Genomic DNA, 14621 nt, shown 5'->3' with positions numbered 1-14621 from the left:
TACAGGTGGTTGAGCTGGCGCTGATCGGGCAGGGTCAGGGTTTGCAGATTGCCCAGCTCGTCATATTGGTATTGCAGCAGACCGGCGCTGTTGGTCTCGCTGATCAGTTGGCCGAGGGCATCGTAGGTGTAGTCGAGCCGCTGCTGGTCGCCTTGGTTATCGGTAAACCTGATCGCCAGCAGGTTGTCTGCATTATCGTAGCTGTACTCGGTGACCCCATCGTCGGTGTGCTTGCGGATCAAGCGGCCGAGGGCGTCGCGCTCGAAGCGGTGTTCCATGAGCGTGTTGGGTTCGGCGCTATCTTTGCCGTCCAGCTCCGGTTCGGCCAGCGGCGCGGGGATATGACGGATACCAGTGACATCACCCAACGGGTCGTACTGGTAGATGCGCCCGCTGCCATCCAGATCTTGTTGGGCCAGCAGGCGGTCCAGCACGTCCCACTCAAAGCGGTAGCGTTCGCGGTTTTCATTGCTCAGGTGCAGCAGGCGGCCATAGGCGTCGTAGCCAAACTCAACCGTGTGACCGCGGGCGTCAAGCCGCTGAATCAGCCGCCCGCTGCGGTCATAGCGCAGGCGGGTGATGCGCTTAGCCGGGTCGGTATAAGCGGTCAGTTGGCCGGCGACGTCGATGTCGTAGCGGTCGATGCGCCCATCGGGGCGCTGGCTTTCGATCAGGTAGCCGCGGGTGTCATATCGATAGTGGGTGTGTTCGCCACGGGCATTGATAGCGTCGCTGAGTTGGCCGCGCCGATCATAGCGGTAGTGGGTCTCGTTGTTGGAGCAATCGCGGTAGTTGAGCAACTGGCCGTGGGCGTTCCAGCGCAGGTATTTGTGCTTGTCCAGCGGGTCGGTGATGCATTGGACTTGGCCTTGGCTGTCGTACCGATACTGGGTCCTTCGACCGAGAGGATCTTGCTCCCACAGCAGATTGCCCTGGCTGTCATAACCGAAGCGTTGGGTGCGCCCGGCGCCATCGGTGATGCTCAGTGGCAACGCCCAGTGGCGGGTGTAACGGATCCGTTCGCAGCGGCCCAGTGGGTCGCGGGTTTCGATCAGGCGGCCGAGTTCGTCGTAGCCGTATTGCCATTCGCCGCCTTGCGGGTCGATGCTCTTGAGCAGTTGGCCGCTGAGGACGTCTTCCTGCCAACAGTGGCCCATGGGGTCGATGTGTTTATAGATTTCATAGAATGGCCCCCAGTGGTAATGGTCCTGGCGACCGAGGCTGTCGGTGACGCGGGTTTCGCCTTTTTTCAGGTCATATTCGAAGCGGTAGTCTTCGCCATCGCTGCCCCAATGGCGAATGACGCGCCACTCATGGCTGGGCTGAGGTTCAAGCAGGGGCGGAAATTTGTAGAGGCTGCCGTCTGCGCGCACTGATTGAGGACGTTGCGCGGGAACTTCGAAACGTTGCCATTGATACTGTCGAGTCGCGCCGCTGGGTAGGGTGTGGCTATCGAGGTAGCCATGCGCCGTGTAAGTGAAGCGACGCAGGACTTGGCCGGTGGCATCGAGCACTTCCTGCAACTGACCGGTTTGGGTGTAGCGATAGCTGGCCAGCACTTCGGTGTGTTCGATCTGCGGGGCCTCGCCAAGCTTGATATAGAGCCGCTCCACTTGGTTGACTCGCTTCGGGTGTTGCGTGCCATAGCTCAGTCGGAGGGTGGTTTGGCTCAACCCGTCGCACACGTAGTGCAGTCGGCCGGTTTTATCGTAGAGAAGCCCCAGCGTATTCAGGTTGCGATCACCCAGCTTGATCAGGCGTGAGCGTTTCGGGTTGTGCGGGTCGTTCTGGAAGACTTGGTAGAGGCCGGTGTAGATATCCTCGACCACGGTCTGCCCATCTTCCAATTGGAAGAACGCCAACCCATCGAACACGCTGACAAAGGCATTGCCTGCCTTTAGCCGACCCAGTTCCAGGCGGGTGCCTTCCTTGTCGACATAGATCCATAACTCGCCGCCCTCGGGATGAGGCACGCGCAGAATTTCCACTTCGTAGGGCACGCTCCAGCCCATGCCGAACAGGCCGTCGCTGCGCAAGTCATTGCTGTCGTAACCTCTGGCCCATTCGATGGGGAGCAGGCCCGGTAAGGTAAAGTCGAGATCTTCGGGGCCGCCCAGCACCTTGCTTCCGGTTGAAACAATCACCGGGCTGCCTTTGCACGGACGGATGCGCGGCTGCGGTTTGGGACTGCCCTTCGGTCGTGGCCGAAGCTTGATTTTGCGCGAGATCAACATCCCGGCCACCATGCCGGTGAATTGCGCAATCTTGCTTTTGCCATTGCGGATATCCCGCACGGTCAGTGGTTCACCCCCAATGCGCACGTTGGGAGACACATTGGTATCGCTGTCGATGGTTGCATCGCACGTGGTCTTATCGCCGGCTCGGGCGGCAGGCTGCCCGTTGATGAATACCTTGCTGGACCCTTGCGCGATGTAGGTATCGGGCATGGGGGGATGGCGTTCGCAAGTGACCTTATCCTGGTCTGTTGGCTCCGTTCCTGGGGCTGCTGGAGTTGTGACAGGAGGATTGAAGATGTCGTAGATCGCCATGCCCAGCCCAAGCACAGGCAAGAGCATGGGCGCGGCGGACATCGCCATTGCGCCTACATTGTCCAGGAATGACGGTTCTGACTCCTCTTCGGCAGCGTCCGCGCCGCCACCTCCGGAGGTGCGCCCTGCGGCCCGAGCCGCAGGCTTTCCGTTGATGTTGGTATTTTGCGAGCCGCTTTGAGATGTGCTCGCAGCAAACATATTGGATCAGAGTCGTCGTGAGCTGGTTAGGGTATTATTGTTCAGAACAAAAGCTGAGGGGCTAACTTTTTGATTGCCATTTAAAAAAGCGGTCCTCTAATATGATACTTATTTTTTTATAGTTGATTTCTGTATCGGTAACCCAGTCTAAATCATCATGCTCGGGGAATGTGTTGCTAAAATCGGTTAGGTAAAAATATGTCCAGCCGGGACGATAGTATTTTTGCGTAAATGTGCTGCCTTTGGAATTGAAGTGTGCTGGAAGTAGCTGTTCGCCGAGGATTTCTCGGATGCTAATCAATTTTGAAGTAAGCGCATTTTTACTAGCTGTGACTTTTGAGATCTCATCATTTTTTAAGAGTAGGTGTTGAGTGGATGCCCATTTTAAATAAAAAAATGGCAAGATTCCGCTGCTCTCAGTCGTTGCATTTGTCAATGGAAAAAAGTCAAATGGCTGTACTTCAAGTTCTTTTTTTGCTTCGATGAGGAATTGCTTTAGTATGTCGTCCATTATATTTACCTATGCGAAATGATAAAGGCTTGACCAGGGTTCATCGTTTTTTAAGTTCCAATAGCTTATTTGATAGTCTACCTCTGATTTAAGGGAGCCTGAAGGGTCGATGTCTTTTATCATTTTTCCTATTTTCTTGATGTGACGGTGCTTCAATTCAAAGCCTGGATAGTTTAACAGGCATAGGGCGTTGTTGGGGTCTTTGCGTAGAAGCTGAGGGAATATTTTGAAATAGGATTTGTAGTATCTTTCGAAATCAACCCCGCTTAGAGTAGTTATGCAAGCCTGCATTACTGATGACTCAAAGGGATTTAGGAAGCTCGTCATTATAATATCCACTATTTCGCTATCGACATTTTGCTGTGTTTCATATATGAGTTTATGAAATGTTTTTTCGGTTGTTCTATTTCGAGGTCCGTTTAAGACTTCTGACATTTCAATGATCCATTGAGCTTTGTCTATCATTATATGTACTCCTTGCACTTGGCCCATGCGAGCATTTGAGCAATTGCTGGGTCATATTTGTCTCCGAATTTTGATCGTATGTCTTCGATATCCATCATCATTGCTGCTCGGTATCCTGCCTTTCCTCCTTGTATAAGTTTTTCCTGTATTTTGCTGTACTGCTTTCCTTTACTACCCCAGCTGGCTGTGGCGTAATGATCATTTATATCGAGTTGTATGGCGGGTTTTGCGTCCGAACTTACTGCCCTTCCATTGATTTTTGAGTATGCAGAATCTGCGGGCATATGGTGAGACTCTCTGCGCGGTGAGTAAGAGCTTCCGCCTTGTTTTATCTTTCCATGCTTGCCTCCTCGATAGTTATCGCCAGGAACGCCATCCTGGAGTGCAGCACAAGGATCTATCTTCTTTTTACCTTTTGTCTTACCTCCAGTCTTCTTACCAGAGCTTGTGACAATCTTGGCACCGTATCGCGATGCCTTTCCAGCAGTCCCCACATAGCCGACAAACGGAATCGCTGAGAGCAGTGATAGCCCAGCCCCTACATAGTCGCCTCGAACGGCGCTGAGTCCCGCATTGCCAATGTCGGCGATCTCCCCGAAGACCGGCACCAGTCCAACGATATCCAGCCCCAGTTGGATGCCATCCAGGATCTGTTCGCCGGTGATGCCTTCTTCTTCCGTTTCAGCCTCAATCGGTGGATTGGCCTCGCTGGCCGACACCTGAGCCGGCACCGTCTCACCCACAACCCGCCCAATGGTATTGCCACTCTTGAACGAACTGAACGGCGGCAGAGTCGCCAATTCACGGGTCATGAAATGCTTGCGCAGTTGCTCGTATTCCTGCTCGTTGAAGGTGCGGGATTCATGGTAAGGCTTGCCCTGAGGATCCGTTCCGAAGAGGTCAGCCTGTACGGTACCGTCGCCGTTGGCCTGCAACATCATTTCGTCGAGCTTGTGTAGCTGCTTCGGATCAGGACGCATCGGTACGCTGATCGCGTGTACCCGGACCGGGGCTAGATTGATCGGTTCAGCCATGCGTTAAGCCCCATTCATTCAGAACTTGTCGTCATGGCGCACTACCAACTTGCCTTCAGCACGTACGCTGCTGCTCTTCTCCAGCGGATAGCATTTGCCGCCCACTGTGTTGCTCTTGATGCCTTTGGCGACGCCAGCCCCATCACCCTTGGTGGTCGGCACCAGGCTCTTGTCGAACACCACCACCGGCTTGCCGTTGGCACGTACCGATTTGGCCACGCCGGTGGCAGTTTTCAGTTCAGCCGTGACGGGGTAGGGCACCGGCGGTATGGCGCTGCCCATCGGCGTCTTACACACATCGGGGACGATGCTGACGACCTTCCATTTGCCTTGCTTACGGGCGATGACGTTATCGGCCATGTCAGAGCACCTCCTTTGCTGCGCGCTTTATCAGCGGGGCATTTGGATCCATCTCAAAGCGCGCTTCCAAGACGCGAATGCCCAGGTGATTGGGCAGGCTGATGCGGTGGGTCAGCGCCAGGGTCATGGCCTCGGTGTCGATACGCAGGGTGTCGGTGAGCATGGGCAGTGGCAGCATGGCGCCGCTGTGCAGGCGCATCAGCACAAAGGGGCGATGGCCGGGCAGTTCCACGCACAACGTGCCTTCCGGTGTGAGGTTGGGATCGGTCAGATTGAACAGTTCAAGACGAAACGCAGGCGGCGGAAAATCGATCTGCTGATCCACGGGCGCGCCGTTCCAGTAGGCAAAGTCGAAATCCCTTGGCAAGCCCGGCCAGCGTTCACGCTGCCAGGTTTCGTCATAGCGCCCGGCCAATGGCAGGCGCGGTGCCCAGGCACGGCCCACCACGCCAAATCCAACAGGTTGGTTTTTGTAGCTGGCCGCGACCTGCGCCATGCCGTTGGCATCGAGCTCACCCTCTGGATGTTTGACCCGATCCAGACGCCACACCGGTTTGTCGATGGGCTCGATCTGCGGTGCCGGGAGTTCGCGCAGAGGCTTGTCCAGTTGAAAACCGATGTCTTCCTGGCGCTTTTCGATCCAGCCTCGGCCCAGTGGGTTGCTGTAGCAGACTTCGTTGAGCAGGTAGGGCGCAGTGTTTTCATCAACTGCATGTTCAGGATTGATTACTACGCTGCTGCCACCGAAGGCATATTCCCAGCGCAGCGGAACACACGTTGCGGGCTGCGGTTCGGACAATTGCCAGCCGCCGAACAAGCTGTGGCGAAACTGGCGAGGGCCAGTGAATTTCAGATGCTTGTCCAACAAATAATGGCGCGTCGGCGCTTCGGCCCGACGCTTAAAAGCTTCTTGGCGGGCGGCCTGCCACGCTACCAGTTGATACTCCGTCAGCCGTTCGCCGGGACTCAACGGCGTCGGCAGCGGCACGTCGATTCTGGGCGGTGGCGCCACCGGCGCACTGATGCGCAGTCCGGCCGTCCACTGTGTTGTTGGTTGGCCTTGTGGCGCATAAGCATTGCCCACCACGATCACATCACAGCGCGGTTTGAACGGCGCCAGGTCACTTTCCTCGCAGACGCTGCTTGCCCCTTCCTCGCCGTAGTAGCGATCAGCGGTGCACAGCGCCAGCGGATCCTCATCCATCACTTCGGCGCGAAACTGACCCGGCTGCCCGTCAATGGGCAGCAACCGATAGCCCACTTTCATGACCAGCACCGGGTACTCTTGATCGTCCATGCCCAGCGCGCTGAAGCGCAACGCATCGAAGGGCGTCAGATTGCGAAATTCCATGTCCGCCCCTCAGTTGATATCGACGTCTTTGCCGTTGATCTGCACCGCGCCGCTGGCACTGAAATCGAAGGTGCGGCCATTGATCAGCACGGTGCCGTCGGACTTCATCACCAAGGTGGATTTGCCTACCGTGACCTTGAATTCGTCCCCGGCGTTGATGGTGAATTTCTTGCCCACCGCTACCGATTTGTGGATGCCGACCTGCTCGCTCTGGCTCAGGCCAACCGTAGTGTTCATGGCCGCGCCAACGCTGGTCTGATACGCCGCGCCAATGGTCAACGCCTTGGCCAAACCGATGGTTTCCGCTTTGGCGAGGGCAATGGTCTCGGCTTTGTTACCGCCGATGGTCACGCTGCGGTTGGCGCCAATCTTGATGGTTTCGTTCTGGCCGACATCCTCGGTGCGGTGGTCGCCGATGGACACGGTTTCGTTGTGCTCAACCCGTTCCTTACGGTCGTTGCCGACGAAGATGCCGTTGTTGTTTTTGATATGAACGTTCTTGTCTTTTTCGGCATGGATGAACACTTCCTGGTGACCCAACTCATCCTCAAAACGCAGCTCATTGAAGCCAGAGCCCTTGTGGGTGCGGCTCTTGATGGTCATTCGTGTTTTGTGTTTGGGCAGTTCGTAGGGCGGCAGATTGGTTTGCCGGTAGGTACGGCCCGTGGCGATCGGCTGGTCAGGATCGCCATCCAAAAAGCTGATGATCAGTTCCTGATTTATCCGAGGCACGGCCATGGCGCCCCAGGTCGCGCCAGCCCAGCCCTGAGCCACGCGAATCCAGCACGAACTCTGGTCGTTGTTTTTGTCCGAACGATCCCACGGAAACTGCACTTTCACCCGGCCCCACTCATCGCAATAAATCTCTTCCCCCGGAGGCCCAACCACCGTGGCGATCTGCGGGCCGTCGATGCAGGGTTTGGGACGCAGCGGCGCCTTCCAGTCCGAGGTCCAGCGGATGGCGCTGGCTTTCAACGTATAAGAGGTACCGAGGCCGCTGCCAAACGATTCTTCCTGCAAGCTGGTGTGCTGTTTGCCTTCGTGCTCGATGGCGATGGTGCGCCAGCGGTCATTGAAGTCTTCACGGGGATGATCGTTGAGGTCGAAGGCCAACCCCGGTTGCAGGCGTTCGTCGTCGCCTTCCACATGGGCCAGTTTGGCGTCGTTGCGCAGCGCGGCCAGGCGCGTTTTGGTGAAAGGTTTGCCGGCGATATCGCGCTTGTAGCGGCCAGGGTAGTCGTAGCGTTCGTAGTCCTTATGTTGGTTGTTGAGGTCCTGGTCGCCGGTGGCGGTGTGTTGCTGGTTGTAGCGCGGATGGGTGAAGGTGTAGTCGCGCTGCACCTGGCGTGCCGTGCGCACTTGCTCGGTGTAGTGGAAGCGGGTCAATGCCGGCTCCGTGGCGTCGCCGCCGCCCATGGGCTGGTAGATCACCGGGCAATCGGTGTGCGTGCCGATGGTGCCCAGCCCTCCGACGTGGTCAGTGAGGACCAGGGTGTGGCCGTCGGCGCGGTGTTCGAAGGTGTAGAGCAGGCCTTCTTCGGCGGCGAGGCGGGCGATGAAATCGAGGTCGGTTTCACCGGCCTGCACGCAGTATTCGCGGGGTTGGTGTTCGAAGCAGATTTCAGTGCGGATATCGGTCAGCTTCTGCTCGGCCAGCAGGCTGGTGATGATGTCGGGCACGGTTTGGGCCTGGAAGATGCGCCAGTTGGAGCGCAGGTCGAAACGCTTCAGGGTGGGTTCGACCACGGCGGTGTAGCGGGTGCGGCGAAAGCCGGTGTCGCCCTGTTGGAACAGGCTGACCAGGCCGTGGACGTAACGCACCGGAATGTCGTCGCGCCAGATGGTGAACACGGCGGCGAGGTCGAGCATGCGGTAGAAGTCGATGGCCGGGTGATGGCTGACCAACTCCAGCTCGAGTTTGAACGGCTGGGACAGGCCTTCTTTGAGGGTGAATGAGACCACTTCGAAGGGATCGCCCCGCAGCGGTTCGAAGGTAAAACGTAGGTCTGATTGAGCGGCCATGACATGCTTCCTGCAACTACTGCGAGTCCGTCGATCATTGATCACGGGGCGGCGCGGGCATCTACATCGATAAATTGATGTAGGCACTATCTGAATCATGTCTTTGTGTGATGGCGTATTTAAATAGGAAAAGTCGCCGCTTGGAGAAGGACGCTTCCCATCAGCTACTGGTTGCGCCAAAGCGGTAGCCTTGAGGGGGCCGTCTAAACAGCACAAACATCCAATTCCCACCCTCCGTTCCCCGCCAGACTCCCCCCATCGCTCAACTCTCCAGGGGGGAAACACACCATATGGACCCGACACCTGAAACCAGCCCCGACGAAGTCGTCACCCTGGTCGTCAAACACCTGATCAAGGCCGGCCGTGAAGGCGATTACGAGGCGTGGCTGCGGCGCATTGTGCGCATCGCCGGTGAGCGCCCCGGCCACCTCGGTGTGGATGTGGTGCGCGGCAAGCAGGGTGGGCAGGCGCTGTTTACCTGCGTCTTGCGTTATCGCTCCACCGACGCGCTGCAACGCTGGCTCGACTCCCCTGAACGCCAGGCGCTGGTCGCTGAAGCGGCGCCGATGCTGGCTGACGGCGACAAAACCGAAATCGGTGCCGCCAACGAGTTCTGGTTCGCGCCCCTGGCCGACAGCGCCGCCAAACCGCCGCGCTGGAAGCAGGCCGTGGTCAGCCTGTGCGTGATCCTGCCGCAAACCCTGTTGTTGCCGTTTATCTGGGGCCCGATCCTGCGCCTGCACCCGTTCCTGTCCAACTATGTGGTGTCCACTTTTCTGGTGACGCTGACCATTGTGTTGCTGGTGGTGTACCTGCTGATGCCGGCCGCCACCCGCCTGTTCGCTCCCTGGCTTGAAGCCTCTGTAAAGGAAACCCTATGAACGCCGATCTGATTCTGTTCAATGGCCAGTTCCACACCGTGGACCGTGAAAACCCACGGGCCACTGCGGTCGCAATCCACCAGGGCCGCTTTGTCGCGGTCGGCACCGACGGTGAGGCCATGGCCCTGCGCGGCAGCGGCACCCAGGTCATCGACCTCAAGGGTCGCACCGTGATCCCCGGCCTCAACGACTCGCACTTGCACCTGATCCGTGGCGGGCTGAACTACAACCTCGAGCTGCGCTGGGAAGGCGTGCCGTCTTTGGCCGATGCGTTGCGCATGCTCAAGGACCAGGCCGACCGCACACCGACGCCGCAGTGGGTGCGTGTGGTGGGGGGCTGGAACGAATTCCAGTTCGCCGAAAAACGTATGCCGACCCTGGAAGAGTTGAACCAGGCCGCGCCGGATACGCCGGTGTTCGTGCTGCACCTGTATGACCGTGCCTTGCTCAACCGCGCCGCCCTGCGCGTGGCCGGTTACACCAAGGACACGCCGAACCCGCCGGGCGGCGAGATCGTGCGCGACAGCAACGGCAACCCTACCGGCATGCTGGTGGCGCGTCCCAACGCGATGATTTTGTATGCAACCCTGGCCAAGGGCCCGAAACTGCCGCTCGAATACCAGGTCAATTCGACCCGCCAGTTCATGCGTGAACTCAATCGCCTGGGCCTCACCAGCGCCATCGACGCCGGCGGTGGTTTCCAGAACTACCCCGATGACTACGCGGTGATCGAGCAACTGGCCAAGGACCAACAGTTGACGGTGCGCATCGCCTACAACCTGTTCACCCAAAAGCCCAAGGAAGAGCTCAGCGACTTCAAGCACTGGACCGGCAGTGTGACCCTGCACCAGGGCGACGATTACCTGCGCCACAACGGCGCAGGCGAGATGCTGGTGTTTTCGGCGGCGGATTTCGAAGATTTCCTTGAGCCACGCCCCGACCTGCCGTTGACCATGGAACAGGAACTGGAACCGGTGGTGCGCCATCTGGTTGAGCAGCGCTGGCCGTTCCGGCTGCACGCCACATACGACGAATCCATCTCGCGCATGCTCGACGTGTTCGAGAAGGTCAACCGCGACATTCCGTTCAATGGTCTGCCGTGGTTTTTCGACCACGCCGAAACCATTACGCCGAAAAACATCGAGCGCGTCCGGGCCCTGGGCGGGGGTATCGCGATCCAGGACCGCATGGCGTTCCAGGGCGAATATTTTGTTGAGCGCTACGGCGCCAAGGCCGCCGAAGCCACGCCGCCGATCAAGCGCATGCTGGCCGAAGGCGTGCCGGTAGGGGCGGGCACCGACGCCACGCGGGTCTCGAGCTACAACCCCTGGACTTCGTTGTACTGGATGGTCAGCGGCCGCACCGTCGGCGGCCTGGAACTGCACGCCGAAGGCTTGCCGCGCCTCACCGCGCTGGAATTATTCACTCACGGCAGTGCCTGGTTCTCCTCGGAGCAAGGCAAGAAGGGCCAGATCAAGGTCGGCCAGTTGGCGGATGTGGCGGCACTCTCGGCGGACTTCTTCAGCGTCGATGAAGAAGCCATCAAATGGATCGAATCGGTCCTGACCGTGGTCGGCGGCAAAGTGGTGTACGGCGCCGGTGACTTCGAAGATTTCGCACCGCCCCAAGTGCCGGTGCTGCCGGACTGGTCGCCGGTGGTCAAGGTGCCGGGGCACTGGCGTCCAGGTTCACCGTTGCAAGCCCAAGTGCACCATTGCAGCGGGCCGTGCGGCGTGCATGCCCACGGCCATGAAAAAGCGCGGCTTTCCAGCGTGCCGGTCAGCGATTTCCAGGGTTTCTGGGGCGCGTTTGGTTGCTCGTGCTTTGCCTTCTGATTTTAAAAACACCCAAAGGAGTTTACCCATGACTTACAAGCGCTTGAACAAAGATGACGCCGTTGTATTGCTGGTCGATCACCAGACCGGCCTGATTTCGCTGGTGCAAGACTTCTCTCCCAACGAGTTCAAGAACAACGTGTTGGCCCTGGCCGACGTGGCCAAGTTCTTCAACCTGCCGACCATCCTCACCACCAGTTTTGAAAGCGGCCCTAACGGTCCGTTGGTTCCGGAACTCAAGGCACTGTTCCCCGATGCGCCTTACATCGCCCGCCCTGGTCAGATCAATGCCTGGGACAACGAAGAGTTCGTCAAGGCTGTGAAGGCCACCGGCCGCAAGCAGATCATCATTGCCGGGGTGGTAACGGATGTGTGCGTCGCGTTCCCGACCCTGTGCGCCCTCGCTGAAGGCTTCGAGGTGTTCGTGGTGACCGACGCCTCGGGCACCTTCAACGAAACCGTGCAACAAGCCGCTTGGGCACGCATGACGGCCGCCGGCGCGCAACTGGTGAACTGGTTCTCTGTCGCCTGTGAACTGCAAGTTGACTGGCGCAACGATATGGAAGGCCTGGCTAACCTGCTGTCGCCGCGCATTCCCAACTACCGTAACCTGATGAACAGCTACTCGGCGTTTACGGCCAAGTAAGCGGCGCTTGAAGGGGTAGATTAACCCTGTAGGAGGGGGCAAGCCCCTCCTGCATTTGATTGTGTCGTAGCGGCTGACAGGCTATAAACCTGTCAACTGTCCACCGAGAAGCGACAATGAACCCCTTCGAAGACATGCGCCTGTTCTGCCAGGTCATGGAATCCGGCAGCTTCACCGCCGCGGCCGAGCAATTGGGCGTGTCCAAACAATTCGTCAGCCGCCGCCTGATCCAACTGGAAGACCGCCTGGGCGTGCGCCTGCTCAATCGCTCCACACGTCGATTGGACGTCACACCGCTCGGCCAGAGCTACTACGAATCGGCCTTGCGCCTGCTCAGCGAAGTCGAGCAAGTAGAGCAGGGCATCGCCGGCCAGAACAGCGAACCGCGTGGCACGATTCGGCTCAGCGCGCCGTTGTCGTTTGCCATGGCCCATTTGGGCTGCTTGCTGCCGCAGTTCCTGCAACGCCACCCGCAGGTGTCGGTGGAAGTCGACTTGAGTGATCGCCCGGTGGACCTGATCGGCGAGGGCTACGACCTGGTGTTGCGCATCGGTACGCTGGAAGACTCAACCCTGATTGCCCGGCGCATCGCCAGCGTACAGCGGGTGTATTGCGCCAGCCCTGATTACCTTGCCGCCCGGGGTACGCCGCTCAAGCCCGAAGACCTGGTTGATCATGACTGCCTGCCCTATGGCCATGGCCGCCAAGTGCAATGGCGCTTCAAAGGCAAGTTGCAGGCGCTCAATGTCAGTGGTCGCATGCGCGTGAACAATGGCGAGTTGCTGCGCGACACCGCAATCGCCGGGTTGGGCGTGACCTACCTGCCGACTTTTATTGTTGCCGAGGCGTTGAAAGACGGGCGCTTGGTGACCCTGCTGGACGACTTTGCTCCCGAAGCCTTGACGCTCTCGGCGGTCTATCCACAGCACCGGCAAAGTTCGCGGCCAGTGCAGGCGCTGGTGGAGTTTTTGCGCGAACGCCTGGCTAGCGGCTGCTGATTCACACTCATCCCTGTGAAGACTGGCTTATGTGGGAGCTGGCTCCCACACAAACGCGCGCTCACATTCAAGGGGCGACAAGATTGGCCAACGTCGAACCCTGCACATACCGCTGCAGATTCGCCAGGAACGTATCGGCAATCTCCTCCTTGCTGTTGGTCGAAATCGCTGAGGTATGCGGCGACAACCGCACCCGCGCATGGCTGTACAACGGGTGCCCCGGCGGCAGTGGCTCAGGTTCGGTCACATCCAGCGAGGCCAGGCCGATCTGACCGTTATCCAGGGCTTCCAGCAGGGCCTCCTGATCCAGCAAACCACCGCGTGCAATGTTGATCAGATGCAATCCCGGCTTGGCGCTGCCGAGCACATCACGGTCGACAATATGCCGCGTGGCCTCGGTGAGCGGCGCCGCCAGCACCAGGTGGTCGGCGCGGGCGAACAGGTCGTGGATGTCCTTGGCGGCCTCAACATGGTCCACTTCAAAGGGCGCCTGGCTCTGGCGCAGCGCGATCACGTTGATCCCCAAGGCCAGGGCTTTTTGCGCCAGGCTTTTGCCGATCGCACCAAAGCCGAGAATGCCCAATGTGCTGCCCTTGAGCGGGCGCAACGCGGTGAATGTCCACTGGGCATCCTTCACCCAAATAGCCGGCAAATGCTTGGCCGCCGCAAAGATCGCCGCCAGGGCGAACTCGGCAAGGTTATCGGCCGCGCTGCCCCGTGAGGTGGTCACCGGCGGGCCGTTGAACAGCCATTGCGGGTAGAAGTCGATGCCCGACGACACCAGGTGCACCCATTGCGCGCCATACGGCCAGCCCGGCGGCGGGGTGTTGGGCGCGGTGTAGCCGCGCACGTTGATCGGGCGCAGCAGCAGGACAGTGGCTTGGGGCGGCAGGTCGCTGGGCACGCCGACAGGTATGCCGATGACCTGGGCCTGGGGGTGGATCGAGGCAAGGCGTTCGCGCAATACCTGGTTGTAATCTTCGTCCAGCTGGCTGGCGATAATCACCTGACTCATGAGCGTTCCTTATTTATTGTTGCGCACGTTGCGCGAACACCGCTTTACCCACACCTTGCAGCACCGCGTCGTTCTGCGGCGTATGCACGCGACTGCACAGCACGTCGCGGTAATGCCGTTGCAGCGGGCTATGGCGCGACAGCCCAGGGTTGCCCGAGGCTTCGATGGCAAGCTCCACGGCGCGGATCGCGTTGCCGGTCACCAGGTATTTAAGCTGCGCCGCATTGGCGGCTGGCGTGTGGCCCTGGGCGGCGGCATCGAGCAGGCTGCGGTTGGCGAACAGCAGGGTGTCGATATGGCCGACGGTTTCCTGAAAGCGCGGCAGGCTCGCCAGCGCGGCGCCGAGGTTGGACGGCGTGCGCTGCTCCAGCCAATTCACCAGCCAGTCCCGCGCAGCCTGGGCCACGGCGTCATACACCGACGACAGCAGCACCGACATCCACAGGAACCCGTCGCCATCCAGCTCAGGCTGCGGTGCGCTCCAGGGGCTGACGCTGACGGCATGGTCCAGCGGCACCAGGATGTTATCGAGCACCACTTCGTGGCTGCAGGTGGCGCGCATGCCCAGGTGGTCCCAGGTGTCGATGATGCTCACGCCGGGGCTGTTTTTCGGCACCAGCCAGGCGCCCACCAGCGGGTCGGCATCATCACTGCGTGCCCACACGCTGAACCAGCTCAGGCCATGGCTGCCGGTGGAGTAAATCTTGCGGCCGCTGATGCGCCAGCCGTCGGCGGTGCGCACCGCCGTGGTCG

At 59.3% G+C, this 14621-nt stretch carries 12 protein-coding genes and 1 pseudogene; 4 read left to right on the top strand and 9 right to left on the bottom strand.

All coding sequences use genetic code 11. The features are described 5' to 3' along the window. Positions 1 to 29 precede the first annotated feature (29 nt). The 7 genes and pseudogenes from BFP92_RS15595 to tssI all read right to left on the bottom strand — a co-directional run. Positions 30 to 2549, bottom strand: a pseudogene (locus BFP92_RS15595) (DUF6531 domain-containing protein); the annotation flags it as partial. Between the two features lie 262 nt (positions 2550 to 2811). Then, positions 2812 to 3261 carry a DUF7832 domain-containing protein gene (locus BFP92_RS15590; RefSeq protein WP_065930215.1) on the bottom strand — a complete coding sequence of 150 codons (450 nt, stop codon included), beginning with the start codon at positions 3259 to 3261 and terminating at the stop codon, positions 2812 to 2814. Positions 3262 to 3270: 9 nt separating this feature from the next. Beyond that, positions 3271 to 3726, bottom strand: coding sequence for a hypothetical protein (locus BFP92_RS15585; RefSeq protein WP_065930214.1), 456 nt, complete (start codon positions 3724 to 3726; stop codon positions 3271 to 3273). Beyond that, a complete protein-coding gene (locus tag BFP92_RS15580; RefSeq protein WP_065930213.1) occupies positions 3726 to 4760 on the bottom strand; it encodes a hypothetical protein in 1035 nt (344 codons plus the stop codon). The genes BFP92_RS15585 and BFP92_RS15580 overlap by 1 nt, the downstream gene beginning before the upstream one ends. Positions 4761 to 4778: 18 nt before the next feature. After that, positions 4779 to 5120: a DUF4150 domain-containing protein gene (locus BFP92_RS15575; RefSeq protein WP_065930212.1), complete on the bottom strand. Its 342-nt coding sequence runs from the start codon at positions 5118 to 5120 to the stop codon at positions 4779 to 4781. Position 5121: 1 nt separating this feature from the next. Next, positions 5122 to 6471 carry a DUF2169 family type VI secretion system accessory protein gene (locus tag BFP92_RS15570; RefSeq protein WP_065930211.1) on the bottom strand — a complete coding sequence of 450 codons (1350 nt, stop codon included), beginning with the start codon at positions 6469 to 6471 and terminating at the stop codon, positions 5122 to 5124. A gap of 9 nt (positions 6472 to 6480) precedes the next feature. Then, positions 6481 to 8493, bottom strand: coding sequence for a type VI secretion system Vgr family protein (gene tssI / locus BFP92_RS15565; RefSeq protein WP_065930210.1), 2013 nt, complete (start codon positions 8491 to 8493; stop codon positions 6481 to 6483). 290 nt (positions 8494 to 8783) lie between these two features. On the opposite strand from tssI, the gene BFP92_RS15560 reads away from it, so the two are divergent. The 4 genes from BFP92_RS15560 to BFP92_RS15545 all read left to right on the top strand — a co-directional run bounded on the left by BFP92_RS15560 (position 8784) and on the right by BFP92_RS15545 (position 12853). After that, on the top strand, positions 8784 to 9374 hold the full coding sequence (locus BFP92_RS15560; RefSeq protein ID WP_065930209.1) for an antibiotic biosynthesis monooxygenase: 591 nt from the start codon (positions 8784 to 8786) through the stop codon (positions 9372 to 9374). Beyond that, positions 9371 to 11209: an amidohydrolase gene (locus BFP92_RS15555; RefSeq protein WP_065930208.1), complete on the top strand. Its 1839-nt coding sequence runs from the start codon at positions 9371 to 9373 to the stop codon at positions 11207 to 11209. The genes BFP92_RS15560 and BFP92_RS15555 overlap by 4 nt, the downstream gene beginning before the upstream one ends. Positions 11210 to 11237: 28 nt before the next feature. After that, positions 11238 to 11855 (top strand): isochorismate family cysteine hydrolase YcaC, encoded by a 618-nt coding sequence (ycaC, locus tag BFP92_RS15550; protein ID WP_005787666.1) that lies wholly within the window; start codon positions 11238 to 11240, stop codon positions 11853 to 11855. Positions 11856 to 11971: 116 nt separating this feature from the next. Then, positions 11972 to 12853 carry a LysR family transcriptional regulator gene (locus BFP92_RS15545; protein WP_065930207.1) on the top strand — a complete coding sequence of 294 codons (882 nt, stop codon included), beginning with the start codon at positions 11972 to 11974 and terminating at the stop codon, positions 12851 to 12853. A 67-nt stretch (positions 12854 to 12920) separates the two neighbouring features. On the opposite strand, the gene BFP92_RS15540 is transcribed toward BFP92_RS15545, so the two are convergent. Both BFP92_RS15540 and BFP92_RS15535 read right to left on the bottom strand, forming a co-directional pair. Beyond that, positions 12921 to 13868, bottom strand: a complete 948-nt coding sequence (locus BFP92_RS15540; RefSeq protein ID WP_065930206.1) for a D-isomer specific 2-hydroxyacid dehydrogenase family protein — start codon at positions 13866 to 13868, stop codon at positions 12921 to 12923. A gap of 13 nt (positions 13869 to 13881) precedes the next feature. Further along, positions 13882 to 14621, bottom strand: a 740-nt coding sequence (locus BFP92_RS15535) for an acyl-CoA dehydrogenase family protein (RefSeq protein WP_139114076.1), incomplete at its 5' end; no start/stop codon positions are given.

The organism is Pseudomonas sp. 58 R 3 (genome assembly GCF_900006605.1).
In the GTDB taxonomy this organism is placed as follows: Bacteria; Pseudomonadota; Gammaproteobacteria; order Pseudomonadales; family Pseudomonadaceae; genus Aquipseudomonas; species Aquipseudomonas salomonii.
Note: the sequence above shows the minus strand (reverse complement) of the source record. Positions and strands in the feature narration are given on the sequence as shown.